10 protein-coding genes and 1 tRNA gene are annotated in these 11585 nt (G+C 63.9%); 8 read left to right on the plus strand and 3 right to left on the minus strand.

Features of this window, described 5'->3' with window-relative positions:
* The first annotated feature begins 36 nt into the window (after nt 1-36).
* On the plus strand, nt 37-1644 hold the full coding sequence (locus tag FHW81_RS27170; protein ID WP_004350033.1) for a methyl-accepting chemotaxis protein: 1608 nt from the start codon (nt 37-39) through the stop codon (nt 1642-1644).
* 10 nt (nt 1645-1654) lie between these two features.
* Here the strand turns inward: FHW81_RS27170 and FHW81_RS27175 are convergent, their stop codons facing one another.
* Nucleotides 1655-2998: a response regulator gene (locus tag FHW81_RS27175; RefSeq protein ID WP_003102481.1), complete on the minus strand. Its 1344-nt coding sequence runs from the start codon at nt 2996-2998 to the stop codon at nt 1655-1657.
* Nucleotides 2999-3075: 77 nt separating this feature from the next.
* Between FHW81_RS27175 and FHW81_RS27180 the strand changes: the two genes are divergently transcribed.
* The 5 genes from FHW81_RS27180 to FHW81_RS27200 all read left to right on the plus strand — a co-directional run bounded on the left by FHW81_RS27180 (nt 3076) and on the right by FHW81_RS27200 (nt 6613).
* A complete protein-coding gene (locus FHW81_RS27180; protein ID WP_003120048.1) occupies nt 3076-4488 on the plus strand; it encodes an ATP-binding protein in 1413 nt (470 codons plus the stop codon).
* A gap of 113 nt (nt 4489-4601) precedes the next feature.
* Nucleotides 4602-4688: transfer RNA gene (locus tag FHW81_RS27185), tRNA-Leu, on the plus strand.
* Nucleotides 4689-5103: 415 nt separating this feature from the next.
* Nucleotides 5104-5472, plus strand: coding sequence for a PA-I galactophilic lectin (gene lecA, locus FHW81_RS27190; protein ID WP_003102492.1), 369 nt, complete (start codon nt 5104-5106; stop codon nt 5470-5472).
* A 273-nt stretch (nt 5473-5745) separates the two neighbouring features.
* The gene (locus FHW81_RS27195; RefSeq protein WP_003120049.1) at nt 5746-6087 is read left to right on the plus strand and encodes a hypothetical protein; all 342 of its coding nucleotides are present in this window, start codon (nt 5746-5748) and stop codon (nt 6085-6087) included.
* Nucleotides 6088-6205: 118 nt separating this feature from the next.
* Nucleotides 6206-6613 carry a hypothetical protein gene (locus FHW81_RS27200; protein ID WP_003102495.1) on the plus strand — a complete coding sequence of 136 codons (408 nt, stop codon included), beginning with the start codon at nt 6206-6208 and terminating at the stop codon, nt 6611-6613.
* A gap of 58 nt (nt 6614-6671) precedes the next feature.
* Here the strand turns inward: FHW81_RS27200 and FHW81_RS27205 are convergent, their stop codons facing one another.
* Nucleotides 6672-8435, minus strand: coding sequence for a putative bifunctional diguanylate cyclase/phosphodiesterase (locus tag FHW81_RS27205; RefSeq protein WP_023091270.1), 1764 nt, complete (start codon nt 8433-8435; stop codon nt 6672-6674).
* A 256-nt stretch (nt 8436-8691) separates the two neighbouring features.
* Between FHW81_RS27205 and FHW81_RS27210 the strand changes: the two genes are divergently transcribed.
* Entirely contained in the window at nt 8692-8901 is a 210-nt protein-coding gene (locus tag FHW81_RS27210; RefSeq protein ID WP_003102501.1) for a hypothetical protein, read from the plus strand.
* Nucleotides 8902-9150: 249 nt separating this feature from the next.
* Here the strand turns inward: FHW81_RS27210 and FHW81_RS27215 are convergent, their stop codons facing one another.
* Nucleotides 9151-10638, minus strand: a complete 1488-nt coding sequence (locus FHW81_RS27215) for a SulP family inorganic anion transporter (protein ID WP_012614082.1) — start codon at nt 10636-10638, stop codon at nt 9151-9153.
* Nucleotides 10639-10994: 356 nt separating this feature from the next.
* On the opposite strand from FHW81_RS27215, the gene FHW81_RS27220 reads away from it, so the two are divergent.
* Nucleotides 10995-11507: an anti-virulence regulator CigR family protein gene (locus FHW81_RS27220; RefSeq protein ID WP_003090028.1), complete on the plus strand. Its 513-nt coding sequence runs from the start codon at nt 10995-10997 to the stop codon at nt 11505-11507.
* Nucleotides 11508-11585: the final 78 nt, after the last annotated feature.

Below are 11585 nucleotides of genomic sequence, written 5' to 3' on the forward strand. Positions count from 1 at the left end.
CCTTAGCGATATCTCGGCACGGAAAGGAGCCCAGGGATGAACATTCGGCAGAGAATCCTCGCTTCGGGCGCCATCGGCATCGTGGCTGTGGTGCTGCTCGGCGGGGTCGGCTTCTGGGGGCAATTGCGGTTGGGCAAGGCACTGTCGGAGAACGAGCTGAGCGTCAATGCGCTGCGCAACCACATGGAAGGCGACATGATGCACGACGCCTTGCGCGCCGACGTCCTCGCGGCGTTCGTGGTCCAGCCCGGCGACGGCGCGGCGGCCGAGCAGGTCCGCGAGGACCTGCAGGAGCACAGCCAGTGGTTTCGCAAGGTGGTCGAGCAGAACCAGGGGCTGCCTCTCAACGACGCCATCCACCAGGCGCTGGTCGAGTTGCGGCCCGACCTGGAAGCCTACATCGGCGCCGCCGAGAGCATCGTCGGCAAGGCGTTGCTCGATCCCGTGGCGGCGCGGGCCGAGCTGCCGCAGTTCGTCCAGGCCTTCAAGGAGCTGGAAGGGCGCAACGAAGCGCTCAGCAGCCTGATCGAGAAACACGTCGAGCAGACCAACCGGGCGCGCGAAGACAGCATGCGCTATTCCGCCTGGATGCTCGCGGGCGGCATCCTGGTCGCCTGCCTGGTCCTTGGACAGCTCTGTCGCCAGTTGCTGCGCGCCGTCCTGCAGCCGCTGCGCAAACTGGTCTCATCGGCCCGGGTGATCGCCCAGGGCAACCTGCAGGAGCCGATCGGCGTCGACAGCAATGACGAGGCCGGCCAGTTGCAGCGGGCGTTGGGCGAGATGCAGGAGAACCTGCGGCAGATGATCACCATCATCCGCCAGGAAAGCGAAGAGCTCCACGACACCTCCCAATCCATCGGCCAGACCTCGCAGTCGATCGTCCACGGCGCCAGCCAACAGGCCGACAGCGCCACCAGCATGGCTGCGAGCATGGAAGAGATGATCACCAATATCTCGCAGATTTCCGACCACGCCGACAACGCCAGGGTGATCTCGGCCAAGTCCGAGGAGCTGGCCAGCAGTGGCGGGCAGGTGATCCTCAACGTGGTGGAAGGGATGAGCCGCATCGCCGACGTGGTCAACCAGTCCTCCACCAGCATCACCGCTCTCGGCCAGTCGTCGGACGAGATCCATTCGATCATCCAGGTGATCAAGGGGATCGCCGAGCAGACCAACCTGCTGGCGTTGAACGCCGCCATCGAGGCGGCGCGGGCCGGAGAGGCCGGGCGCGGTTTCGCCGTGGTCGCCGACGAGGTACGCGGGCTGGCGGCGCGGACCACCCAGTCGACCCAGGAGATCACCGCGATGATCGAGCGCATCCGCGCCAGCACGGGGCAAGCGATCAACAGCATGGAGGCCGGCGTGAGCCGGGTCAACGAGGGGGTGTCGTTCGCCCGTCAGGCAGGGGTGTCGATCAACGAGATCCTCGATGGAACCCGTCATGCCGCGTCGGTGGTCGACGAAATTTCCCAGACCATCCGCGAGCAGTCGCGCGCCAGTGATGAAATCGCCCAGCGCGTGGAACTCATCGCCCAGCGTTCGCAGCAGAACACCCAGGCGATGCACGAGATGGCCGCCACCGCCAGGCGCCTGAACGAGGTTGCAGCGACCATGCGCTCGTCGGTGGAGCGCTTCAAGATCTGACGGGAGCCGCCTAGGTCGTCGACTCCGGGAGGCGCACGAACAGCGTGTAGCGTGCGCCTTCGATCGCTTCGAAGGCGATCAGCTTCTCGATCAGCGCCAGGTTCAGGACCTTGCCCGCGTTGAGCAGCAGCATGCCGTTGTTGGCGGTGAGGTTGCGCGCCAGCACCATGCCCGGAACCAGGTCGCGGGTGCCATGGGCACGGACTTGCGGATCGGCCAGGGTGACGTCGGCAAGGGTCGTCGCGCAGACCTGGATGAACGGTTCGATCAGCTCGGGGTCGTACAGCCGGCCGGCGTATTTGCGGATGTACATCAGTGCTTCGTCGCGATTCATGCGCCGTTCGAGGATCAGTCCGCGCTGCAGCTCGACGAAATCCACCGCCAGCTTCAAGAGGCGCGAGCCCAGGGGAATGGCCTCGCCCTTGAGGTGGTCCGGATAGCCGCTGCCGTCCCAGTGCTCCTGGTGATGGCGAATCAGGCGGGCGGCGTCCTGCATCGGTTCCAGCGACATCAGCAGCGACTCGCTGAGCTCCGGGTAGCCGCGGAAACGATCGCGGTCGTGGTGATAGAGCAGGTCCGAGGGCGAGCTGAGCAGGGTGTCGTTCCAGCTCAGCTTGCCGATGTTGTAGAGCGCCGCGGCCATCGCCAGGTCGCGACCATCCGATTCGTCGACGAGGCCGCTGGCACAGCAGGCGCGGACCAGTTCGATGATTTGCTGGTTGGTCTGCTTGTCCTTGGGCAGGCGCTGGTTGACCAGCAGCGAGAAGACTTCGGTGCCGACCACGTAGCTGCGCTTTAGCTCCTCATAGGCGAGGTCGAGCATGTCGGCGGTCTGCTGCAGTTCGGCGGTGCGCGCCTGAACGCGCTTTTCCAGCGTGGCGTTGAGTTGCTGGAGGCGGTCGTTCTGCTCCTGGGTAAGTCGCTCCAGGCGCCGCCGCTCGCGCTCGGAATGCAGGTATTCGAGCGACTGGCGCAGGGTCAGCAGCAACTCGTCGTCGTTCCACGGCTTGCTCAGGTAATGGTGGATGCGCCCTTCATTGATGGCCTTGGCGATGGTTGGCAGGTCGGCATGGCCGGTGAGCAGGATGCGAATGGTTTCCGGGGAGCGGCGATGGATTTCCGCGAGCAGGGCAGCGCCGTCCATGTTCGGCATGCGGGCGTCGGACACCACCAGGTCCACGGGCCGGCTTTCCAGCAGTTGCAGGGCCTGTTCGCCGCTCTCCGCCAGCAACAGGTCGTAGGGCTGGTTGCGTAGCAGCCGGCGCAGGCTGCTGAGGATCAGCGGCTCGTCGTCGACCAGCAGCACGCTGAAGCGGATCTCCGTCTCGTTGGAAGGAGGTGCGCTATCGTTCATGAGTGTCTGTCCACCGGGTGAGTTTTGCCTGAATACTTCAGGCAAGCATAGTCCGAGTCTGGCCTGGACGAGGGCGCATGCACGCGGCGGCTGGGCGAGCGGAGGTGCGGATCATGGAGACGTTACCCATCAGGAACCGGCGCTTGCTGGTGATCGATGAGCGGCAGGCGGATCGAGACCGTGTATGCGGGTTGTTGCAGGGAACCCTAGGGGCCGAATCGCCTCCCGTGGCGCCTGAGCGGGGCTACCAGGTGGATACGGCGGGAAGCGCCGAGGAGGCATTGGGGCGGATACGCTCGGCCCTCCAGGCCGATGCGCCGTATGCCGTGGTGTTTCTCGGGATGCCGTCGGTAGGCGCGGATATTCCCGTTCTAGAGCGGTTCTGGCGTCTCGACTCCCGCTTGCAGGTCGTGGTGCATGCGCCTCCCGCCGATTTTCCGCTATTGGCGCCGTGGGCTGCGGAAGAGCGCCTGCTGCTCCTCGGCCTGCCTTTGCAGGGACAGGAGGTCCGCCAGATGGCCGGCAATCTCAGCGCCAAGTGGAACGTGACGGCTCACCTCCAGTTGCAGATGAGCCGGATGGAGGCTGCCATCCAGGAGATCACCCGGGAAGTCGGCCAGGCCAAGGAGGCGCTGGAGAAAGAGATCGGCGAGCGCAAGGAACTGGAAAGCCAACTGGTGCAGACGGAGAAGCTTGCCTCGATCGGCCACCTGGCCGCCGGCGTCGCCCATGAGATCAATAACCCCATCAGCTACGTTTCCTCCAACTACACCACCCTGGAGGAGCACGTCAGGCGTTTGCTGGAGGTACTTGAAGCCTATGAAGAGGCTCGCCCCGCGATCCGCGACGAGGCGCTGGCAAGACGCCTGGAGCAGCTCGGCGAGCGGGTCGAACTGGCCTTCGTCAAGGAGGATGTCGCCGTGTTGCTGCGCGAATCCAGGGAAGGTATAGGGCGGGTGCGCAAGATCGTCCAGGACCTGAAGAACTTCTCCCGCGTCGACGCCGAGGACGACTGGCAGTGGACCGATCTGCACCAGGGGATCGAGTCGACCCTCAATATCGTCGCCAGCGAACTGAAGTACCGGGCCGACGTGGTCCGCGAATACGGCGATCTGCCCGAGGTGAAGTGCCTGCCGTCGCAGATCAACCAGGTGGTGATGAACCTGGTGATGAACGCGGCCCAGGCGATGGGGCCGGAGCGGGGTCGCATCGTGATTCGCACGGGGCATACCGTGGAGCATGCCTGGATCGAGGTGGAAGACTCGGGGCAGGGTATCTCCCCCGAGATCCTGCCGCGCATCTTCGATCCGTTCTTCACCACCAAGCCGGTAGGCAAGGGGACCGGCCTGGGGTTGTCGCTCTCCTACGGCATCGTCCAGAAACACGGCGGCACCATCGAGGTACGTAGCCAGCCGGGAGTCGGCAGCGCTTTCCGGATCGTGCTTCCCCTGGAATCGCCCGGCAACCTGGGCGGAGCCCACGGAAATTAACTGTTGCGCCGGCTAGGGTAACGTAAGACAATGATTTATCTACCGTTTGGGGTGGGTCTCGGGTTGGGATGCCGGTTTGGTTCCCGTTGCCGGCTCACTTGAAGCGAGATCCTGCCCGGATGGCGAAATCGGTAGACGCAAGGGACTTAAAATCCCTCGGGGGTAACCCCGTGCCGGTTCGACCCCGGCTCCGGGCACCATTGTGTTTCCTGGCGTTCAGCCGACTTCTACGTTCCTTCCCCGATTTTCTTCCGGCCCGCCATCGCGCGGCAATCAACGAGTCGACGTTGCCTTCTTTCCCTCCTCGGCCTTGGAGGCGTTTCATTCTAGTACGGCTCCGTATAGGGTTCGCCCTGGCTGGTGTGCGGGAGTGTTTGTGCAGCTTGAAGTAGTTGTCTTTGGAAGTTTGATTTTTTGTCGTTATCTTCTGCTCCTGCTTTTTAATTTCCTTTCCGAATATATTCAATTCACTGGCGGAATTATCCTCTTTTCTCCTGCATGAATTGGTAGGCGGTACTTCCTCGTTGCTGTGCTTTGCTGACAGGGAAGGATCGCGAATCAGGGTTTTTCGCCTCTTTCGTTTATGAACAGGAATTCATATATCGGAGATCAATCATGGCTTGGAAAGGTGAGGTTCTGGCTAATAACGAAGCAGGGCAGGTAACGTCGATTATCTACAATCCGGGCGATGTCATTACCATCGTCGCCGCCGGTTGGGCCAGTTACGGACCTACCCAGAAATGGGGGCCGCAGGGCGATCGGGAGCATCCGGACCAAGGGCTGATCTGCCACGATGCGTTTTGTGGTGCGCTGGTCATGAAGATTGGCAACAGCGGAACCATTCCGGTCAATACCGGGTTGTTCCGTTGGGTTGCACCCAATAATGTCCAGGGTGCAATCACTCTTATCTACAACGACGTGCCCGGAACCTATGGCAATAACTCCGGCTCGTTCAGTGTCAATATTGGAAAGGATCAGTCCTGATAACTTGTGTCGGAAAAAAAGGGCCCGAATGGGCTCTTTTTTTAAATACAAATAAAGTGAAGTTGCCCGTGTGGCCGTTATGAACGGACAGGCAGCGCTTCGCAGTTGCGACTACCAATGACAAGGGTATCGAACTCCTGGGGCTGCCGCGGTCGTGGGAAACCGAGCGAGGGGGGGGCGGGGAACTGCTTCAACACGCTTCGGTCTGAACGGGAATATCGATTCCTGACCCGATTCAGAATTCCGTCCACATAGTAGACAGTACCGAAGCCGATGCCCTGCCGACTTTCCCTGGTTGTATTTCCCGCTCTCTTCTCCATTGCCGCTGGCGCCGCGGAGGAACTCAAGGACATGGCAGGTTCGACCATCGTCGTTGCCGGAAGACTCGAGGCCGTCGAATGCCCTGGCGCAGGCCTGTACGATTGCACGGGGTGGCCTGCCAACCTGTACCGTTTCGAGGGACAGGACGTGTGCCTCAGCATCGAGGCTGGCTGCGATTACAGTTGCGATGGCATTCTCAGCGAGAAGGGCGGCACGCAATCGATCCTGGTTTCCGGCTCCTATCGCGATCACATCCGCAAGGTGGAAGGCACGCAGGTCTCCTGCCCGCGCTAGAGACGCTCGGCCGAGCGCTGGAAACATCGCGAGGTGCAACGGACGGTCTGCCGCCCGCTGAAGAAGGCGAGCGGCGCGGGATGTGCTAGGGTGCCCGTTTGCAGGGAGGACCCAGGGCATGGAGCACCCATACAAGACCCCAGAGGCGGACCTGGCCGAGGAGAAGCTGACTGCGAGAGGTTTCCTTTCCGGCGGGCAGCCGCTGTGGAAGGCATTCTGGCTGTTCTTCGCTGCGGGTTTCTTATTGCTCAGCGTCGCCGCCAGGCAGGCGATGGTGGCCATTGTCGATCCGCTGATGCAGGAAGCTCCCGGCGAACATGCGGTGGCCCTGACCTTGTGGGGAATGGTCGGTGTCGAGCTGGTTAGGCTGGCCTACCTGTGCCTCAGCCTCGTCGTGGTCTGGCGCTGCGGGCGCAATTCCCGCTGGGTGGCTGCGCGCCATGCCAGCAGGGCGGTGCTGTTGGCACTGATACTCCTGACCCTTTACTCGATCTATCTGGTCTGGGCCTTGCTCGCCAGTCCCTGAGCGACGCGCTGAGGCTGGCGAGCATGCTGGTAGGGCCCATTCCACGTGCCTGCGTTGGCTAACGCCGCAGCCAGTCCTCCAGTTGCTCCGGCAGCATCGGCTGGGCGATCAGATAGCCCTGGCCCTCGTGGCAGCCCCAGGCCTGCAGCAGGTGGAAGGTGTCGTGGGTCTCGATGCCTTCCGCGACCACCCGATAACCCAACTGGCTGGCCAGGCCGATCACCGCCTGGGTGACGCTCTGCGCCTTCGGCGAGCCGGCGAGGTCGCGGGTGAACGATTGGTCGAGCTTGATGGCGGTGATTGGCAGATCGCGCAGGTAGGTCCAGTTGCTGTAGCCGGTGCCGAAGTCGTCCACCGCGATGCCCATGCCAAGCTCCCGGGCACGCAGCAGCACCGAGCCGACCGCCGAGGCGTCGCGGATGAGTACGCTTTCGGTGAATTCCAGCTCGAGGGCGGAAAGGTCGATGTCGTAGGTTTTGGCGAGTCTGACGGCCTCTTCCAGGAAGCTGCTGTCTTCCATGTCCGATGCCGATACGTTGATCGCCAGCCTGAGCGGGATGTTCCATGCGTTCCATTGCGCCAGCTGGGCCATGGCATGGCGCAGCACCCAGTCGCTGAGGGGGCGCATCAGTGCGGTTTTCTCCGCCAGGGGCACGAATTCGGCGGGGCTGACGAAGCCGAGTTGCGGGTGCCGCCAGCGCAGCAGCGCTTCCACGCCTGTGCACCTGCCTGTCGGCAGGTCGATTTTCGGCTGATACACCAGATGGAAGCCTTCTTCGGTTCCGATCGCCTGGGACAGCGAGGTCAGCAATGTGAAGGCACGCTGCTGGGCCTGGTCCAGCGGCGGGTTGTAGCGGGCCCAGCCGACACCGCGGTCGCGGGCGTCGTCGGCCGCGCTGACCACCAGGCGCAGCCAGTCCTGATCGCCGTCGAGGGGATCGTCGGCAAGCGGTAGTACGCCGAGGCCCACGTTGGCCTTGATCGGGATCCCGCGACATACGACGGGGCTTTCGAAGGCCCGCAGCAGGCGGAGGCAGACCGACTCGGTTTCTTCCTGTTGCTGCCGTGGCAGGAGCAGTCCGAAGCGCGTCGGGCTGATCTTGTAGAGAGTGAAATCCGGCAGTTCCGCGCGGATGCGGTCGCGCGCCTCGAGCATGAGGTCGTTGGAAAAGGGATAGCCCAGCGTACGGATGATGGTATTCAGCAGGGCGAGGGGCAGGAGGTCGGCGGCGATCACGGTGAGGGCGCCGTCGCGCTGCAGGCGCAGGGAAACGTCCTCCTGCAGGCGGAGACGGTTGTACAGGCCGGTTGGCTCGTCGATGTAGTTGGTCGAGCGGAGCGTATGGATACGGGCCATCACCAGCCGAGCGAAGTGCTCGAGCATGGCGACGTCCCGCTCGGCCAGCGGCCCGCGTGGTTCCCGGTCGATGACGCAGAGGCTGCCGAGGTTGAGACCTTCCGCGGTGGCCAGCGGAGCCCCGGCGTAGAAGCGGATGCGCGGTTCGCCTTGCACATAGGGGTTGTCCCGGAAGCGCGGGTCGAGGGTGGCGTCGGCCACCTCGAAGACTCCCTTGCCCAGGATCGCATAGGCGCAGAACGAATCCCGTCGCGGCGTCTGCCGGATATCGAGGCCGATGCTCGCGCGAAACCACTGGCGCTGATGGTCGAGGATGGAAATGAGCGCGATGGGCGTCTGGAAGTAGGACGTAGCGGCGGCGAGGATTTCCTCGAATACCTCGTCCGCACCTTCTTCCAGCAGACCGAGTTGGTCGACGTAGGCCTGTCTCGAATGCTCGTCCTCGGGATAGGGTGGGGTTGCCATGCTGGACTCCTGGGCTACTGCGATGTCGGGCATCGGCAATCAATGATGTCATTGTGCCTTTATTTCGTGGAGCGCGGGCTCTTTTCCCAGATTGCAGCGATGAAAGGGCATGGAGGTTGATCGCGGTCATGCCGGTACGGCCTTCGACGCCGACGCCAGCTCTGCGAAATCGATTACCTGGTAAACGGACTCTTCCTATATCGGCCAGCATCACCGCTCGCTAAAACGGTCGCACATGCTTCCACCGAGAAAAGACATGTCCGACACGCTCTCCTTCGCCTCGCGCCTCTGCAAGTTCGTCATCCTTCTCGTCATCCTGCTGATCGGCGGCGCCAGCCTCTTCCTGTGGTGGCTGGGGCGACCTTACCAGGACGCCATGTCCGCCTTCGTCCCGTTGCTCATGCCGATGCTGTTTCTGGTGCTGGCGTTCGACACCTTTCGCGCCTTCTCCCGCCCCGGGCGCTAGGCCTCCGGGCGCGCAGGCACCGATGCAGCGCTGTATCCCCGTGCTGCCCCTGTCAGCACTGATACGTGGAGAGTCTTCGCAGGCCAGCCACTGACCCGGAGGAAGCTTCCGAATCGCCGGATCGCTACAACGCGCCAGCCTGCATGTCGTCATCTTCGAACAGTTCTTCCGCGATTTACTGACGGAGCGGCGGGCTCTCCGCCACAGCGGAAGGGCCAGCCCATGCCTGCCCGCCGAGTGGCGCTTCGCTCAATGGCCGGGGAGAATGTCCACGGCGCCCGGCTTGTCGTAGGCGCCGAAGCGATCGACCAGGGTCGCGCTGGCGGCGTTCAGGCCCAGCACGTCGACCTGCACGCCGCGCTGGCGAAAGCCCAGGACCACCTTGTCCAGTGCCGCGACGGCGGTGACGTCCCACAGGTGGGCGTGGCGCAGGTCGATGAGCACATGCTCCAGCGTCTCTCTCAGGTCGAAGGCGGCGATGAACCTGCCGGACGACGCGAAGAACACCTGCCCGCTCACCTGGTAGTGGCGGCGGGTGCCGTCGGCGGAGCGTTCGCTGTCGATATCGAGGTAGTGCCCGATCTTGTTGGCGAAGAACAGCGAGGCCAGGAGAACGCCGGCGACCACGCCGAAGGCCAGGTTGTGGGTGGCGAGGACCACGCCGACCGTCACCAGCATGACCAGGTTGGTCGATAGCGGGTAGCGCTTCAGGTTGCGGATCGACTCCCAGCGGAAGGTGCCGATGGACACCATGATCATCACCGCCACCAGGGCCGCCATGGGAATCCGCCCGACCCAGTCGCTGAGGAACACCACCATCAGCAGCAGCGCGACGCCGGCCACCAGGGTCGAGAGCCGGCTGCGCCCGCCGGATTTCACATTGATCACCGACTGGCCGATCATCGCGCAGCCAGCCATGCCGCCGAGCAGGCCGGTGGCGATGTTCGCCAGGCCCTGGCCCTTGCATTCGCGGTTCTTGTCGCTGCCGGTGTCGGTCATCTCGTCGACGATGGTGGCGGTCATCAGTGACTCCAGAAGGCCGACCACCGCCAGGGCGGCGGAGTAGGGCAGGACGATCAGCAGGGTGTCGAGGTTCAGCGGCACGTCCGGCCAGAGGAACAGCGGCAGGCTGTCGGGCAACTGACCCATGTCGCCGACGGTGCGGATGTCCAGGCCCAGGTAGATGGATATGCCGGTGAGGACCAGGATGCATACCAGCGGAGAGGGCAGCAGCCGGCCGATCCGTGGCAGCTGCGGGAAGCCGTAGACGATCGCCAGGCCCGCGGCGGTCATCGCGTAGACCGGCCAGCCGACATCGGTGAGTTCGGGTAGCTGGGCCATGAAGATGAGGATCGCCAGGGCATTGACGAAACCGGTCACCACCGAGCGCGAGACGAAGCGCATCAGCGAACCCAGGCGCAGGTAGCCGGCGAGTATCTGCAGCACGCCGCAGAGCAGGGTCGCCGCCAGCAGGTATTGCAGGCCGTGGTCCTTCACCAGGTTGACCATCAGCAGCGCCATGGCGCCAGTCGCGGCGGAGATCATTCCCGGACGGCCGCCGGCGAAGGCGATCACCACCGCCATGCTGAAGGAGGCGTACAGGCCGATCTTCGGGTCGACCCCGGCGATGATGGAGAAGGCGATGGCCTCGGGGATCAGCGCCAGGGCGACGACCAGGCCGGCGAGCAGGTCGCCGCGGAGGTTGGAGAACCAGTTCTGTTTCAGCGTCTGTAGCATCGGGATACCCAGGGGCGAGGCACGGCCCGTGCAGTCGGTCGACAGCGCGGGCCGCGGGATGGCATTGGAAAAAACAAGGGATGACGACAGGCGTTCAGGCGAACGAACGCTGGCCACGGTCGTTCGGACCGTGGCCGGAAGGGGCAGGCATGGCTATGGCGGAGTGGGCAGCCAGGTCATCGGGGAGTAGCGGGTAGTCGCTTGCAGGGAGCGGCAGCATAGCCGATTCGACAGGTTCGACCAAGCCTGCAGCTCGGGCTTTCCCTGGGTTGCGTCGCGATCGACGGCATGGAACCAAACAAGCGAAACGGTTCTAAGCTATCGAGGGATCGTCCTCGCATGGAGAGAACATCATCATGTTCAACACTCGTTCTGTGCTCGCGCTGGTCGTGAGCCTGTCCCTGATCGGCGGTACGCCTGCCGTCCTGGCCGACCCGGGCAATGGCAAGGGCAACCCGCACGGTAACCAGATGGACGGCGGAAAGGGTAACAAGGGCAACAAAGGCAACCAGGGTGGCCACGACAACCATGGCGGCCCCGGCAACAAGGGCGGCGGCGCCGGCCAGAAGGGCAACGGCGGTGGCAACTGGGACTCGGGACCGCGTATCGACGTCGGCGGGGTACGGGTGATCCTCGGCGACAACCGCGGCTACTGGAACCCGGGGCCGGCCCTGCCGCCCGGCATCCAGAAGAACCTGGCGCGCGGCAAGCCGCTGCCGCCCGGCATCGCCAAGAAACTCGACGGCCGCCTGCTAGGCCGGCTGCCGCACTACGACGGCTACGAGTGGATGCAGGCCGGCACCGACCTGCTGCTGGTGGCGGTGGCGACCGGGCTGATCTACGAGGTGCTGGACAACGTCCTCGACTGATCGAACCCTGGCTGTGCATGGCGGATAGCGCCACAACGCTATCCGCCATGACCCCCCGTTGGAGCGGCGGATAATCGC

Origin of the sequence: Pseudomonas sp. RC10-4-2, assembly GCF_050433085.1 — a bacterium.
Lineage (GTDB): Bacteria > Pseudomonadota > Gammaproteobacteria > Pseudomonadales > Pseudomonadaceae > Pseudomonas > Pseudomonas aeruginosa.